General features: G+C 64.2%; 10 protein-coding genes. 9 read left to right on the top strand and 1 reads right to left on the bottom strand.

Annotated features, from left to right (window positions below; translation table 11 throughout):
- The first annotated feature begins 136 nt into the window (after window positions 1-136).
- The 9 genes from ACVOK8_RS14130 to ACVOK8_RS14090 all read left to right on the top strand — a co-directional run bounded on the left by ACVOK8_RS14130 (window position 137) and on the right by ACVOK8_RS14090 (window position 13,191).
- Window positions 137-1,771 (top strand): TldD/PmbA family protein, encoded by a 1,635-nt coding sequence (locus ACVOK8_RS14130; RefSeq protein WP_481567378.1) that lies wholly within the window; start codon window positions 137-139, stop codon window positions 1,769-1,771.
- Between the two features lie 21 nt (window positions 1,772-1,792).
- Window positions 1,793-3,127, top strand: coding sequence for a TldD/PmbA family protein (locus ACVOK8_RS14125; protein ID WP_481531021.1), 1,335 nt, complete (start codon window positions 1,793-1,795; stop codon window positions 3,125-3,127).
- Window positions 3,128-3,318: 191 nt separating this feature from the next.
- Window positions 3,319-4,053, top strand: a complete 735-nt coding sequence (locus tag ACVOK8_RS14120) for a DUF4159 domain-containing protein (protein ID WP_481567393.1) — start codon at window positions 3,319-3,321, stop codon at window positions 4,051-4,053.
- A gap of 16 nt (window positions 4,054-4,069) precedes the next feature.
- On the top strand, window positions 4,070-5,065 hold the full coding sequence (locus ACVOK8_RS14115; protein ID WP_481567377.1) for an AAA family ATPase: 996 nt from the start codon (window positions 4,070-4,072) through the stop codon (window positions 5,063-5,065).
- A gap of 19 nt (window positions 5,066-5,084) precedes the next feature.
- Window positions 5,085-5,987 carry a DUF58 domain-containing protein gene (locus ACVOK8_RS14110; RefSeq protein ID WP_481567376.1) on the top strand — a complete coding sequence of 301 codons (903 nt, stop codon included), beginning with the start codon at window positions 5,085-5,087 and terminating at the stop codon, window positions 5,985-5,987.
- Window positions 5,984-7,132 carry a BatA domain-containing protein gene (locus ACVOK8_RS14105; protein WP_481567375.1) on the top strand — a complete coding sequence of 383 codons (1,149 nt, stop codon included), beginning with the start codon at window positions 5,984-5,986 and terminating at the stop codon, window positions 7,130-7,132. Before ACVOK8_RS14110 ends, ACVOK8_RS14105 begins: the two co-directional genes overlap by 4 nt.
- Window positions 7,129-9,282 (top strand): hypothetical protein, encoded by a 2,154-nt coding sequence (locus ACVOK8_RS14100; protein WP_481567374.1) that lies wholly within the window; start codon window positions 7,129-7,131, stop codon window positions 9,280-9,282. The genes ACVOK8_RS14105 and ACVOK8_RS14100 overlap by 4 nt, the downstream gene beginning before the upstream one ends.
- A complete protein-coding gene (locus ACVOK8_RS14095) occupies window positions 9,279-11,009 on the top strand; it encodes a carboxypeptidase regulatory-like domain-containing protein (protein ID WP_481567373.1) in 1,731 nt (576 codons plus the stop codon). Before ACVOK8_RS14100 ends, ACVOK8_RS14095 begins: the two co-directional genes overlap by 4 nt.
- Before the next feature lie 235 nt (window positions 11,010-11,244).
- Window positions 11,245-13,191: an N-acetylmuramoyl-L-alanine amidase gene (locus ACVOK8_RS14090; protein ID WP_481567372.1), complete on the top strand. Its 1,947-nt coding sequence runs from the start codon at window positions 11,245-11,247 to the stop codon at window positions 13,189-13,191.
- A gap of 339 nt (window positions 13,192-13,530) precedes the next feature.
- Here ACVOK8_RS14090 and ACVOK8_RS14085 read toward each other — a convergent pair whose 3' ends face one another.
- Window positions 13,531-15,444 carry a M61 family metallopeptidase gene (locus ACVOK8_RS14085; protein ID WP_481567371.1) on the bottom strand — a complete coding sequence of 638 codons (1,914 nt, stop codon included), beginning with the start codon at window positions 15,442-15,444 and terminating at the stop codon, window positions 13,531-13,533.
- Between the last annotated feature and the right edge of the window lie 202 nt (window positions 15,445-15,646).

Here is a 15,646-nt window from a genome sequence, read left to right as displayed (position 1 = left end):
GCTCTTCCATGCCTAAAGTCACTACCGCTGCAAACACCTGACCGCAAAAATCGAACAGTTCGCAGATCACCGCGAAGCCACCGTCGTTTGTTGCCGTAGCGCCCGCCTTGCGGGCCTTGCCCCGTGGAGAGCAGCCTTGCAGAGACGTGACTTCCTAGCCCTGACCGGGCTTACCGCTGGCGGCCTGATGGTGCCGTCCTTCTTCGGCAAGGCCATCGCCGCCGAACAACTGTTGACCGCACTCGATCCAGCCTTGAAGAAGCGCCTGGCCGATGACGCACTCAATGCCGCACGTGCCGCAGGCGCCACTTACTGCGATGTGCGCATCGGCCGCTACCTGCGTCAGTTCGTGATCACCCGCGAGGACAAGGTCCAGAACGTGGTGAATACCGAGTCCACCGGTACCGGCATCCGCGTCATCGTCAATGGGGCCTGGGGCTTTGCCGCCACCAATGACCTGAGCCCGGCTGGGGTGGTCAAGGCCGCGCAGCAGGCCGCCGCCATCGCCAAGGCCAATGCCAAGGTGCAGACCGCACCGGTGCAGTTCGCCAAGGCGCCGGGCTACGGCGAGGTCAGCTGGCGCACGCCGATCAAGAAGAACGCGATGGAAGTGCCGATCAAGGACAAGGCCGATCTGCTGTTGGGCGTGAACGCCGCAGCGCTCGGTGCCGGTGCCAGCTTCGTCAATTCGATGCTGTTCCTGGTCAACGAACAGAAGTACTTCGCCTCCACCGATGGTTCCTATATCGACCAGGACGTGCATCGCATCTGGGCACCGATGACGGTCACCGCCATCGACAAGGCCAGCGGCAAGTTCCGTACCCGTTCCGGTCTGTCCTCGCCGATGGGCCTGGGCTACGAATACCTGGATGGCGACGCCTCCGGCAAGACCGTGCTGCCCAACGGCGTCACCGTCTACGGCCAGTCCTATGACATGCGCGAAGACGCCATCGCCGCCGCCAAGCAGACCCAGGAAAAGCTGAAGGCACCGTCGGTCAAACCGGGCAAGTACGATCTGATCCTCGATCCGTCGCACACCTGGCTGACCATCCACGAAGCCGTCGGTCATCCGCTGGAACTGGACCGCGTGCTCGGTTACGAAGCCAACTATGCCGGCACCAGTTTCGCCACGCTGGACAAGCGCGAGCAGCGCTTCCAGTACGGCAGCGACAAGGTCAACATCTTCGCCGACAAGGTGCAGCCGGGTTCGCTCGGCGCCGTTGCCTATGACGATGAAGGCGTGAAGACCAAGCGCTGGCCGCTGATCAGCGACGGCAAGCTGGTCGACTACCAGACCATCCGTGACCAGGCGCATATCCTCGGCAAGACCGAGTCCGATGGCTGCTGCTATGCCGACTCCTGGTCCAGCGTGCAGTTCCAGCGCATGGCCAATGTGTCGTTGGCGCCGGGCAAGACCCCGCTGTCGGTGGCCGACATGATCAAGAACGTCGAGAACGGCATCTACATCATCGGTGACGGCTCGTTCTCCATCGACCAGCAGCGCTACAACGCGCAGTTCGGTGGCCAGCTGTTCTATGAAATCAAGAACGGCCAGATCACCCGCATGCTCGAGGACGTGGCCTACCAGATCCGCACCCCGGAATTCTGGAACGCCTGCAGCGCCATCGCCGACGAACGCGACTACCGCCTGGGCGGTTCGTTCTTCGACGGCAAGGGCCAGCCGGGTCAGGTCTCGGCCGTGTCGCACGGCTCGTCCACCGCCCGTTTCGACGGCATCAACGTCATCAATACCGCGCGCAGCCTCGGCTGATCGTCAAGGAGCTTCTGAACCATGATCATCTTCACCGAACAGGAAGCCAAGGCCATCCTGGACAAGGTCATCGCTCTGTCCAAGGCCGATGAATGCACTGCCACGCTGGCCGGCTCGGTCGACGGCAACATCCGTTTCGCGCTGAACAACGTCTCCACCAGCGGTATCGTCAGCAATGCCGAACTGGCCGTGCAGGTTGCCTTTGGCAAGCGTGTGGGCACTGCCTCGATCAACGAGTTCGACGACGCCTCGCTGGAGCGCGTTGTGCGCCGTGCCGAGGATCTGGCCAAGCTGGCACCGGAGAACCCGGAATTCATGCCGGCGATCGGCAAGCAGCAGTACCGCTCAAGCCCGACCTTCAGCGAATCGACAGCGGCAATCACCCCCGAGTTCCGTGCCCAGGTGGCTGCTGACTCCATCACCCCCTGCCGCGGCCACGGCCTGATCGCTGCCGGCTTCCTGGAAGACGGCAATGGTTTTGTCGCCATCGCCAACAGCAACGGCAACTTCGGCTACCAGAAGACCACCAACTTCAACTACACCTGCACCGTGCGTACCGAAGACGGTCGCGGCTCGGGTTGGGTTGGCCGCAATCTCGCCAATGCCGCCGACTTCAAGGCCGACCAGGACATCGAGATCGCCAAGCGCAAGGCCACCGAATCGGCCGAAGCCAAGGCGCTGGAGCCGGGCAAGTACACGGTGATCCTGGAGCCGGCGGCCGCTGCTGGCCTGATCAGCTTCATGATGAATTTCTTCAGTGCCCGCTCTGCCGACGAAGGCCGCAGCTTCCTGTCCAAGAAAGGCGGCGGCAACAAGCTGGGCGAGCAGGTCTACGACAGCAAGGTCAACCTGTTCGCTGACCCGTGGCATCCGGATGCGGCGGTACTGCCGTGGGATGGCGAAGGCATGCCGCGCGAGCGCATCGCCATCATCGAAGACGGCAAGATCGCCAACCTGGATTACTCGCGCTATTGGGCGCAGAAGCAGGGCAAGACCGCAAAGGCCAGCGCCGGCAACCTGTTGATGGGCGGCGGCACCAAGTCGATTGCCGAGTTGGTGCGTGGCACCGAGAAGGGCATCCTGGTCACCCGCACCTGGTACATCCGCATGGTCGACCCGCAGACCGTGCTGCTGACTGGCCTGACCCGTGACGGCACGTTCTACATCGAGAACGGCCAGATCAAGCACCCGGTGAAGAATTTCCGCTTCAACGAATCGCCGGTGATCATGCTCAACAACATCGATGAGCTGGGCAAGCCGGTGCGTGTGGCTGGTGATGAGTCGAGCTTTGTGATGATGATCCCGCCGATGAAGCTGCGTGACTTTACGTTTACGTCGTTGTCGGATGCGGTGTAAGGGCTTTTAGCTTTGGCTTTTATCTTTGGCTTTTAGCTTTGGCTTTGAGCAGTTGCAGTTGATCTATCCCTTCTCCCGCCTGCGGGAGAAGGTGCCCCGAAGGGGCGGATGAGGGGAAGCTCCTGCTCTACGAGCTTCAAGAGCGCCCTCACCCCAACCCCTCTCCCGCAAGCGGGAGAGGGGCTTTCAGCATCCTGAGATTTTCGCCTTTGTCCTCACCCCGTCTGACGCGAGCGCAATTCCTTCACCTGCTGCTGGGCGGCGCGGTGAGCGCCGCCTTGCCGGGCATCGCGCGGGCACAGGCCAGCCGCTACGACTTCTGGTTCACCCGCCTGCGCTACGACTCCGGTGACTGGGACGTGGATGCGCGCATGCCGTCCAACCTGATCACCTCACTGGTCGACTACACAACGCTGCGCGTGGACCCCAAGGAACACGTCATCGCACTGTCCGACCCGAAGATGCTGGCCGCACCGTTCTGCTACCTGGCCGGGCACAAGCTGGTCGAGTTCAACCCGGAAGAGCGCCGCAACTTCGAGCGCTACGTACGCAACGGCGGCTTTGTCTTCGTCGACGACTGCAACCACGACATCGACGGCCTGTTCGCCACCTCCTTCGAGGCACAGATGCGCAGCATCTTCGGCAACACCGCGATGAAGAAACTGCCCAACAACCACGCCGTCTACAACAGCTTCTTCAAATTTCCCGAGGGCCCACCCGCCACTGGCTTCGAGCTCAACGGCTGGGGCGATGACCTGGTTCACGACTACCTCAAGGGCATCGAGATCGATGGCCGGCTGGGCGTGCTCTACAGCAACAAGGACTACGGTTGCGAATGGGACTACGACTGGCGCAACAAACGCTTCCTGGCCGAAGACAACACCAAATTCGGCGTGAACATCGTGATGTACGCACTGACGCACTGACCCCACAGGTGACCGCATGACTGCCCCCGATCCCAGCCACGATCTCGATTCACTACTGCCGCGCTTGAACGAGCTGCGCAGCGCGCTGGCACAGGCCGTGGTCGGCCAACACGAGGTTGTCGAACAATTGCTGATCGGCCTGCTGGCCGGCGGCCACTGCCTGTTGGAGGGCGCGCCCGGCCTCGGCAAGACCTTGCTGGTGCGCTCGCTCGGCCAAGCACTGGAGCTGCAATTCCGGCGCGTCCAGTTCACCCCCGACCTGATGCCCAGCGACATCCTCGGCACCGAGCTGCTGGAAGAAGACCACGGCACCGGCAAGCGCGCGTTCCGCTTCCAGCAAGGCCCGATCTTCACCAACCTGCTGCTGGCCGACGAACTCAACCGCACCCCGCCCAAGACCCAGGCCGCGCTGCTGGAAGCGATGCAGGAGCGCACCGTCAGCTACGCCGGCACCACCTACGCCCTGCCCTCGCCGTTCTTCGTGCTGGCCACGCAGAACCCGATCGAGCAGGCCGGCACCTATCCGCTACCGGAAGCCCAGCTCGACCGCTTCCTGCTGCATGTGCGCGTCGACTACCCGAGCGAAACCGAAGAACGCGACATCCTCGCTCAGACCACCGGCAGCCACAGCGGCGCCGTGCCCAAGGTGATGGACGCCGAAGCAGTGAAGGCACTACAGGCTGCGGTTCGTGAAGTGCATATCAGCCCCGACCTGCTGAGCTGGATCACCCGCCTAGTCCGCGCCAGCCGCCCTGGCGATGGCGCGCCTGCCGAAGTGAACAACTGGATCAAATGGGGCGCCGGTCCACGCGCCGGCCAGTCACTGGTGCTCGCCGCAAAGGCGCGCGCCCTACTGCAGGGCCGCTTCGCCGCCACCCGCGAGGATGTGCAGGCGTTGGCGGCACCGGTGATGCGTCATCGCTTGCTGCTGTCGTTCGCCGCCGAGGCCGAACACAAGAGTGCCGACGACGTGATCGCCGCGCTGCTGCGTGCGGTGCCGTTCCCGGCCTGATTCGCAACGTTAGAAGATCATGAGCGCTCCAACGCCACCGCTGATCCCCGCCGACGTGCGCAGTCGCCTGCGCAGCCTGCGGCTGTGGCCGCAGCGGGCCAGCGGCAGCCGTGGCATCGGCGCGCACGCCAGCCGCAGCCGCGGCGCCGGATTGGAGTTTGCGCAGTACCGCGCCTACGAACCGGGCGACGAATTGCGCCAGATTGATTGGAAGCTGTACGCACGCTCGGACCGCTTTTTCGTGCGCGAGTCCGAACGCGAAAGCCCGATCACCGTATGGCTGCTGCTCGATGCCAGCGCCTCGATGGCGCAAGCCGATCAGGCACGCCCTGATTGGCGGCGCATGGATGCCGCCAAAGCATTGGTCGCCTGTGTCGCCGAACTGGCGATGCAGCAAGGTGATGCCTTCGGCCTGATCGCACTTGGCGGCGATGGCGTGCAGCTGTTGCCCGCAGGCAACGGACTGCGCCAGCGCGATCGTCTGCACCTGCAATTGCATGCGCTACAGGCCAAGGGGCAATGGCCACCGCAGCAGCGGCTATCACCGCTGTGGGAACGCATCGCCAGCAACGACTTGGTGGTGATGATCGGCGACGGCTTCGATGCGGCGGGCGTCGAACTGGCCGAGCGCCTGGCCAAGGCCGGCCGCGATGTGGTGCACCTGCAGTTGCTGACGGTGGAAGAGCGTGACTTTCCGTTCCGCGATGGTCACCGCTTCCGCGACCCGGAAACCGGCGATGAGCTGCTCAGTGATGGCGCAACGGTGCGCGGCGAATACCTCCCCCGCTTCAAGGAAGCACAGCGCGTGCTGGATGCACGGCTGCAGGCCGCCGGTATCCGCCATGACACCGCCTATCTCGATGAAGCCATCGACGCGCCCCTGCAGCGCCTGTTCGGGCGCCGTGCCGGGAGCGGTGCATGAGCCTGCTGTGGCTGTTCCCGGCCGGTTTCCTTGCATTGGCAGCACTATTGCTGCCGCTGCTGATCCACCTCGCCCGCCGCAGCGAGCAACGCATCATCGATTTCGCCGCGCTGCGCTGGCTGTCGGCCAAGCCGCGCCCGCGCCGACGCATCCGCTTCGACGAATGGCCGTTGCTGCTGCTGCGCCTGCTGCTGCTTGCACTGCTGGCGGTGCTGTTGGCACGGCCGGCACTGACCGGCGTAGTTAATGCGCAACCGCGCATCGCTGTAGTGCCCGGTCTTGATCTTGCGGCTGCCCAGCTCGCCGTGGGTAACGCCGACGCGCAGTGGTTATGGCTGGCGCCGGGCTTCCCGCGCATCGACAAAGCCGCAGCGCCGCAAGGCCCGCAGCCGGTATCCAGCCTGTTGCGTGAGCTGGATGCCTCGCTGCCAACCGATGCCACGCTCACCGTGGTTGTCCCGTCGGTACTCGATGGGCTGGACGCGCAACGCCCAAGGCTTTCACGAGCGGTGCAATGGCAAGTACTTGAGCAGAACGCGGCCACCGCCAAGCCAGTTGCCATTGCCCCGCCTGAACTGCAGATCCGTCACGACGAAGCTGGCAAGCAAGGCTTGCGCTATCTCAATGCGGTCTCCAGCGCATGGCGTGGAACCAAGCCGGAGACGGCAGACGACAGCGTCGCCTTCAGCAATGACGGCAAGCTGCACGTCTGGCTATCGGCCACGCCACTACCAGCCGATACAAGCGCATGGCTGCAACGCGGCGGCCGCTTGCTGGTAGATGCCCGCACGCCGGTACCCGCCGATGCACAGCGCACGCCGCTATGGCGCGATGCCAGCGGCGTGCTGGTCATTGAACAGATCAGCACGCCACTAGGCCAATGGCTGCGTTGGGCAGCGCCCTTGCAGCCGGCGAGCCTGCCGGTGTTGCTTGACGCGAATTTCCCGAACGACCTGCGCGCCGTGCTGCAGGCTGCACCCACGCCACGGCGCGCGCCTGCAGCGACGATGCAGCCGGGAATCGGCGCTACGCCGTATCCACAGCCTGCAACCGAGCTGAGCCATTGGTTGCTGTTGGCAATCGCCCTGCTGTTCCTGCTTGAGCGCTGGCTGGCCAGTGCGCCGCGCCGTCGGGGCCAGGTATGAACGCACGCACCCTGCTGCGCGCCGCGCGTCGCCGCACCCTGCTGATTGCCTTGTTCGGCGGTCTGCCCTTGGCCCTGGCGGTCGGCTTGCTTGCCACACGTATGCTCGGCTTCGATGCCGGCTACATCGCCGGAACGCTTGCTTTGCTGGCGGTTGCCGGCATCGCGGTCTGGCGTGCGCGGCGCTTGGATACGCGCTGGCTGGTCGCACAGCTGAACGATCATCCGCGCTTCGAGGACAGCGCCGATCTACTGTTCGCTGCACCGCCTACGCTCAACCCGCTGCAGCAGCGCCAGCGCCGCCGTGTCGAACAGCGCCTGCAGAGCAATCTGCCAGACCTGCGTCCTCGCTGGCCCTGGAAGCGATTGCTGTTGTGCCTGCTTGCCGCTGTGCTGATAGCAGGCGCTGCGTTGCTGTGGCCGCACAGTGCGACCAACGCAGCGGACACCGCTGATGGAAGCCCGGCTGCCAGTGTTGCGGCGAACAGCGCGCCCGCATTGCGTGGCAGCTGGCTGCAGGTCACACCCCCGGCGTACAGCGGCCAGGCACCAAGCTCCGGCGACAAGCTCGATACACGTGCCCTGCAAGGCAGCCGTCTGCAGTGGCGACTGCAGTTCGCACCACAGCCGCAACACGCGTGGCTGCAGTTCCATGATGGTCGCCGGTTGGCACTGCAGCGCGATGGCGACTACTGGCGCGGCGGCGAGGTGTTGCAGCGTGCGGGCCTGTATCGCATCCATACCGCACCGGCGATGGCATCTACCGGCCGCGCTTATCGTCTCGACGTGACGGTTGATCGCCCACCACAAGTCAAAGTGATCGAGCCAGCGCAGACACTCAATCAAGCCGCACCGCGCCAGCGCACGTGGCAGCTGCGTTTTGAAGCCAGCGACGATTTCGGCGTGAACGGCGCCGCGACGCTGGATATCACCACGGCAAAAGGCAACGGCGAGAACATCAGCTTCCAGCAACGCCAGCTGACGCTGAGCGGCAGCGGCCCTGCTACTGCGCGTCGTTTCAGCTACAACGCCGATCTTGCTGCACTTGGCCTGGAGCCCGGCGATGAAGTTGTCGCGCGCCTGACCGTCCGCGACAACCGCAGCCCGCAGCCGCAGGAAGCGCGCAGCGCCAGCCTGATCCTGCGCCTGCCCAGCGAGCAGCAGGTGCAGGCCAGCGATCTGGAAGGCGCGATCAAGAAGGTGATGCCGGCCTACTTCCGCAGCCAGCGGCAGATCATCATCGACGCCGAAGCACTGCTCAAGCAGCGTCGCAGCCTGGATGCCGACACCTTCATCAAGCGCTCCGATGCCATCGGTGTGGACCAGCGCATCCTGCGCCTGCGCTACGGCCAGTTCCTCGGCGAAGAAGCCGAAGGTGGCGCGAAAGCACCGCCGACCGGTGATATGCCAACCAGCGATGCAGCCAGCGCCGATGCGCATGCCGATCACGCCGACGATGATGGCCATGACCACGGCAGCAGCACCGGCACCGATGCCACGAGCGCACCGGTATTCGGCAGCGCCACCGACGTGCTGTCCGAGTACGGCCACACCCACGACCATGCCGAAGCGGCCACCCTGCTCGATCCGCAGACCCGCGCCATCCTCAAGTCCGCGCTCGACCAGATGTGGCAATCCGAAGGTCACCTGCGTCAAGGCCATCCTGATCAAGCCCTGCCCTACGCCTACAAGGCGCTCGCCTTCATCAAGCAGGTGCAGCAGGCCGAGCGCATTTACCTGGCACGTGTGGGCAGCGAGCTGCCGCCGATCGACATGGCCCGGCGCATGACCGGCAAGCGCGAGGGTCTTGGCAATCGGGCTGTACAGCTGAGCGCACGCCCTGCTGGTGGTGCCGATGTCGCCAACGCATGGCACGCATTGGCATCCAGCGCCGACAGCGTGGACCTTGATTCCTTGTCGCGCTGGCTCGACGCACACCCCAATGCCGTGCCCGATCCGCTGGATGTCGTTGCCGCGATCGACGCGTTGCGCCAACAGCCGGATTGCCGGGCATGCCGCAGCGAGCTGCGCGCGCAACTATGGCCAGCACTGCGTCGCGCTGAAGGCCCACCCGCACGCCGCAATGCAGCCGATGCCAGTGGTCGCCGTTACCTTGAAGCACTCTCGGCACCGCAGGAGCCAGCACGATGACGCCCTGGCTTCCGCTCGTCCTGATCGCACTGGCCGTCGCGCTGGGCAGCCTGCGCTTCGCGCTGTCACCACGGCCACGCGCAGCACGTCTTGCAGCGTTGTTGCTGCTGCAAATCGCGGCCGGCGTGCTGCTGTACTTCACCCTGCAACCGCCATCGCGTCCGGGACACGCCGGCACCTTGGTCATCGCGACAGTCGGGGCGACCGCAGCCGAGTTGGCGGCCGTACCAGCGGCGAACTACCTGCGCCTGCCTGAAGCACCTGCATTGGCGTCGGTGAAAGCAGTACCCGATCTGGCCACGGCGCTGCGCCAGCATCCGGGCACACGTGAGCTGGTCATCATCGGCCAGGGCCTGCCTGCGCGTGACCGCGATATCGCACTACCGCCGTTGCGGTTCCTGCCCAGCAGGGCAGCGATTGGTCTGGTGGAGTTGCAGGCGCCGGCGCTACTTGCACCGGGCGCGGCCTTCACTGTGCACAGCCGCGTGCAAGGCATGCCTGGTGTACGCGTGGAACTGCTGGACCCGGCCGGCCATCGCGTGGATATCGCCAACGCCGATTCGACAGGCCGCGTAGCGCTGAACGCCAGCGCACGTGATCCCGGCGATGTCAGCTTCACGCTGCGCGTGCTCGACGGCAGCGGCAAGGTGCTGGACCAGCTACCGGTACCAGTCCGCGTACGTGCAAGCACTGCCCCGACGATACGCTTGCTGGCCGGCGCCCCGGGCCCTGAGTTGAAGTACCTGCAACGCTGGGCCACTGATATCGGTGCCAAGCTGCAGACCAGCATGCTGATCGGCGGTGGGCTGCAGTTGGGCGATGCGCCGGCCGCGCTGGATGCCGCCAGCCTTGCACGCTTGGACTTGCTGCTGCTCGATGAGCGCCGCCTTGCTGCCCTGTCGTCCGCGCAACGTGCTGCGATCACTGAGGCAGTACGCGGTGGGCTGGGCGTACTGGTCCGGACCAGCGGCAGCTTGGACGGCAACGCCCGCCGCGCGTTGCGCGAGTGGGGGCTGGAAGCACTTGGCGGTGATCAGACCAAGCCGATCACACTGCGCACCGCAACCGATGCAGAGCAGAACAAGACCGCGCTCGCCGTAGAACAATTCAATCTGGAATTGAACGGCGCCGATGTCGTGCCCTTGTTGCGTGCCGCTGACGGCAGCGCGGTTGGCGGCTGGCGCACACTTGGCTTGGGCCGGGTTGGCCTGCTGCCGATCACCGACAGCTATGCGCTGGTGCTCTCGGGCCACGCCGACGTGCACGCCGAACTGTGGAACATCGCGTTGGCGAGCGTAGCCCGATCACTTCCGGATTCGCCAACGCTGCAATTGCCCGCCTGGGCCTGGAGTGAAGAGCGCATCAGTCTTTGCGGTTTGCCTGCTCCTGTACAGATGGTCGCCGAGGACGGCAGCCGAACCGAATTGCTGCCCGACCCTTCAGCTGACAACTGCGTTGCAGCGTGGCCGCGGGAGGCCGGTTGGCACCGTGTTGAAGCTGGCGAGCAGCAGGAAAGCATCCTGCTGTTGGATCCGGGCAAAGCGGTTGCGTTGCATGCGCAGCAGATGCGCGATGCGACGTTCGCATTGACCGGTGTTGCTGCGCGCTCAAATCCGCTACCCATCCCGGGCCCGCGCTGGCCTTGGCTGTTGGGATTTGTGCTGGTTGCCTCGCTGCTCTGGTGGTTGGAGCGCAGGCGACCAACCCTCGCGGCATCGAGCAGTTAGATTTCCTGGCAACACATCAGGTGTCGGGCTTCACGATCAGCCCCCTTCCTTTGCCGCACGCATGGGGAAGGTTGGGGAGGGGTGTCTTTCGCATTGGATTGCGGTCACATCCACGGGCAACCCATCCAGCAACTCCTTGATCCCCATCACTGATTGACCCTCGCCTTCACCCACGACCAGAACTGCTGCGGTAGAACCACACACGCAGGGGGTTCCAAGCTTGGGGGTCCTACCGATGATGCACCGTCATACCGCCGTGCTGCTGTCTGCCGTCATCACCAGTGCCGTAGTTGTTCCAGCACTTGCCCAAACCACGATCAAGGCACCGGTCGCTGATAGCGAGCAGGTGCTCGACATGCAGTTGAAGATGGAAGAAGCGCGCATGCTGCCCTTGCGGGCAATGTATGTGCGCTACTTCCAGCAGGCCTATCGCCGTTACCCCGGCATTCCGCGTGGAACGCTGGAATCCTTGGCCTATGTACAAAGCCGCTGGTCACCGTTGCAGCCCGACGCGCACGACCAGAATGATGCACACCTGCGCATGCCACCATCCTGGGGAGTGATGGGCCTGTACGCCGGTGGTGGCTTCGAGGATCAGGTTGGCGAAGCGGCAAAGCTGCTTGGCGTATCCACCACCGCTGTGCGTACCGACGCAGCCACCAATATTCTTGCCGCCGCCGCATTGCTGGACGCGCAGATCCGCCAGGATCATCCCAACGTCGGTGCATCCGGCGCACCCGAGCCCGAGGCGATACGCCCTGCCCTGATGCGCTATGCAGGCTACTCACCCCGCACCGCGAATGTAGCCGCACGCAGCGCCGTCGATGACTACGCACGTACCAGCTTTGCCTACGACGTACTGCTGGCGCAGGACCGAGGCGTCAATGACCGCGGCATCGTCGTGCCCGAACGCGCGATCGCCTGGGAGCAGGCCTTTGATGCGCCGCAACTGGTCACGCTGCGCGCGCCGATGGTGCGCCTTGATGTAAGCAGGGACCGGGTTGAAACCGATGCGTTCCTGGTCGATCCGATCAGCGAGACCTTGCAGGCGCGTAGCAATGCCACGGGGAAAACCGCCGTCAACCCATCGCTGGACGCAAGCATCCAGAGCACCGACTATGGCCCGGCCATCTGGAGTGCCGCGTCATCCTCCAACTACTCCGCGTCGCGCTCGGCAGCGGTCAGTGCGGTAACCATCCACACCACCCAGGGCAGCTATGCCGGCACCATTTCCTGGTTCAAGAACGCCTCGGCGCAGGTCAGCGCGCACTATGTGATCCGCTCCTCCGACGGTCAAGTAACGCAGATGGTGCGCAACGCCCACACCGCTTGGCACGTGGGCAGCCAGAACAGCTACACCCTTGGCATCGAGCACGAGGGCTTTGTCGACAACAGCTCTTGGTACACCAATGCGATGTATGACGCCTCAGCGGCGCTGGTACGCAACTTCTGCGCCACGTACAGCGCGATCAGCTGTGCCAGCGCCTATAGCGGTGCATCCAGCAGTGGCATCAACGTGCTGGCCACCAGCGTCAAGATCAAGGGCCATCAGCACTACAGCGGCCAGACGCACACCGACCCGGGCATCAACTGGAACTGGTCGAAGTACTACGGACTGCTGAACCCTGGCACGGGTGGCGGTACCGGCGCGATCACCTATCTGGATCGCTTCGAGAGCAGCGTTGGTCATTTCGATACCAGCCCCAGTTACTCGGGCAGCACCACCGGCATCAGCACCGCCTCGACGGCTACACGTGATTGCACCACGCAGAAGAATGGCAGCTGCTCGTTGCGGGTACTGCTGAAGGACAATACCGCCAGCACAGCAGCCTGGGCTGTGCGGTTGTTATCGGGCAGCGGTGTCCCGGCCAGCAATACCGCGTTGACGCGTGCCAATGGTGTTGTCGGGTTCTGGGTGTGGAGCGGTGGTACTGGAACCACAGTTGGCATTGGCATCGACGACAGTGACGGCACCGAGCGCTCAACCAGCAAGGCCATCGCAGCCAACACCTGGACGTATGTGTCGTGGGCGCTGAGTGACGCGGCGCAATGGAACGCGTGGGTGGATGGCAATGGCACAATCACCGGCAGCAGCGTCAAGCTGGATGCGATCTGGCTGTATCACGCCAATACCGCGTACGACCTCAATGTGTATATCGATGATGTGCAGATAAAGAACTGATCTGCGCAGGTGGCTTTTGGCTTTTGGCTTTTGCTACTGCTTTAGCCCTTCTCCCGCTTGCGGGAGAAGGGTTGGGATGAGGGGCGCTTTTGATCTTGCCGGTAAAGCCCCCTGCCGAGCATGGCTCGGCACTACAGCGGCCTGCTTTGGCTTCAGCCCTTCTCCCGCTTGCGGGGTTAAGAACAGGCGCTTACGAGCCAAAGGCTCGTGACTGTTCGTACGCCCCGCGTGCTACGCGGGGCAGGGGCGCGGAGCGAGGTGCCCCGTAGGGGCGGACGAGGGGCGCTTTTGATCTTGCTGGTAAAGCCCTTGCCGAGCATGGCTCGGCACTACATCGCTTTACTTGCGGGCGGTGAAGATCGGGGTCAGGTAGTCCGGCTTTCCTTCAATCCGCTCCAGCGTCGGGTAACGCAGGCCGTCGTGGTAGTCGATGCTCAGCGTGCGATAGACATCCACTTCCTTCACCAATAGACGCACTGGCTGCTTGCTGTCCTTGGCTGCTCGCACCGCTTCTTCCAGCTCGTCGGCGCTGTATTGCAGATCGTTCACGGCCAGCACCTGCATGCCAGTGCCGACGCCGGCATTGAAGCCCGCACTGTCCCAACGCACCTCATTGACGTAACCGGCTGGGCTCAAGGAAACGCCCAGCGAGTAGATGAAGTTGGCACCGCGGCCCTTCATCATCGACTTGAAATACGCACTTGGCTTGTCCTTGTAGACGAGCTTCCAGCCAGCCGCTTCAATGCCGCCGACCAGGCCGGTTTTGCGTTCGAGGCGATCACGCAGGAACTGCGACCAGTCACCGGTCGGCTGCACCTGCTCCAGGGTCGCGGCGACCTCGTCGTAGGTGTAGGTATCCGGGCGTTCCCATTGGCCGTCGTTCTGGCCGAAGAAGGCCTTGGCGAAATCATCCAGGCTGCGCTTGCCACCGCTGAGCGTGCGCAGGCGCACGTCGGCTTCCAGCCACAACATCTGCCCGCCCTGGTAGTAGTCCTCGCTCATCTGGTAGCCGCGGTACGGCTTGGGTTTGCGACGGGCGATCACCGGGTCGTTGGTGGTGTCGCCCAGCGAACGCCACTCCAGGCCGGGGCGATTGTCTGCATAGGTTGCAGCAACCATCGCCAGCGCATCACGCGAGGCGTCCAGCGGACGGATACCAGCGCGCGCGGTCAGTACATTGCCCCAGTACTGGGTCTGACCTTCGTAGACCCACAGCAGGCTGCCCTGCATCGGCACGTTGTAGTTCAGCGTGGCCAGGTCGGCCGGGCGACGGTATTTGCCGTCCCAGGAATGGGTGTACTCATGGCCGAGCAGATCACTGCTGCCGACCTTGGCATCCCAACCGCTGAAGTAATCGCGATCTTCGCTGTTCTCGCTGGAGCGCTGGTGTTCCAGGCCGATGCCGCCAAGCTGGTTGGTCACCGCGAACAGGAAATCGTAGTGGTCGTAGTGCTCGGCGCCGAACAGCTTGCGTGCCTGCGTCACCAGCGCGCGGTGCTGCTCGATGTGCTCGGGCTTGGCTTCAAGATCCTTTGCCCGATCAGCAAACACGTTCAAGCGCACCGGCCGGGTGCCGGCCGGGGCCAGATCGAACATGCGGTGGTAACGGCCGGCGAACACCGGCGAGTCGATCAGGATTTCCAGATTGGTCGGCGCGTAGTTGACGGTATCGCCGTTGCGACTGGCCACCGTCAACGCACTGGCTGCGTCCCAACCCTGCGGGTAACGCGCACTGGCCTGATAAGTGATGGCATGCGCGGCGTGACCGGCCGGATACAGCAGCATCGCGTTCCACTGCAGGTTGAGCATGTTCGGCGTCATCACCGTGCGGCCCTGCGCCGAATCGGTGGGGCTGAGGAACTGGAAGTCCATGCGCAGCTCGGTGACGCCTTCGGGCACCTGCACATTGAAGGTGTAGACATCGAGCGGGTCGCGTACCCATTCCAGGCGCTGGCCGTTGGCGTTGATCACCAGCCCGGCCAACTTTTCGATCTGGCCACTGGGCGAATGGCTGCCCGGCAACCAAGCCGGGTAATGGAAGCGCTGCAGGCCCGGCTGCACCGGCACCGTCTGCCGCACCTTGAACACGCGCTGGCCGAGATCGGTGGCGTCCACTTCGAGGCGGATGGTGCCCGGATACGCGGCCTCGCTGATCTTCACCCCGCGTGCGTCCACGTCAGCCACCGCCGGCGCCGCATTGGCCAAACCCATGGCGGCCATCAGGGCCAACCCCAGTACTGCAGGACGGAACACATGCATCACCAACCTCTCGCTTGTCTGAGAAGGCCATGATGCGGCAAGCCTGCTGTGCGTTACACGGGCCGATGGTCATCTGCAGATCACCGTAGTGCCCCGCCCCAATCGGGACCGGCACCATGTGACCACAACGCTTAACAGGGATAGCCCCTGAATTGGGGGCGGGGGGTATCAACCACCCGCCCACCACTCAGGGGCG

The sequence above is a fragment of the Stenotrophomonas sp. STEN083 genome (genome assembly GCF_056759195.1).
The sequence above is the reverse complement of the archived record's forward strand: the minus strand, read 5'-3'. Positions and strand labels throughout refer to the sequence as shown.

Coding starts and splice junctions, on each gene's coding strand:
- ACVOK8_RS14125 (WP_481531021.1), top strand. CDS start 1,793: ATGATCATCTTCACCGAACAGGAAGCCAAGGCCATCCTGGACAAGGTC.
- ACVOK8_RS14115 (WP_481567377.1), top strand. CDS start 4,070: ATGACTGCCCCCGATCCCAGCCACGATCTCGATTCACTACTGCCGCGC.
- ACVOK8_RS14110 (WP_481567376.1), top strand. CDS start 5,085: ATGAGCGCTCCAACGCCACCGCTGATCCCCGCCGACGTGCGCAGTCGC.
- ACVOK8_RS14105 (WP_481567375.1), top strand. CDS start 5,984: ATGAGCCTGCTGTGGCTGTTCCCGGCCGGTTTCCTTGCATTGGCAGCA.
- ACVOK8_RS14100 (WP_481567374.1), top strand. CDS start 7,129: ATGAACGCACGCACCCTGCTGCGCGCCGCGCGTCGCCGCACCCTGCTG.
- ACVOK8_RS14095 (WP_481567373.1), top strand. CDS start 9,279: ATGACGCCCTGGCTTCCGCTCGTCCTGATCGCACTGGCCGTCGCGCTG.
- ACVOK8_RS14090 (WP_481567372.1), top strand. CDS start 11,245: ATGATGCACCGTCATACCGCCGTGCTGCTGTCTGCCGTCATCACCAGT.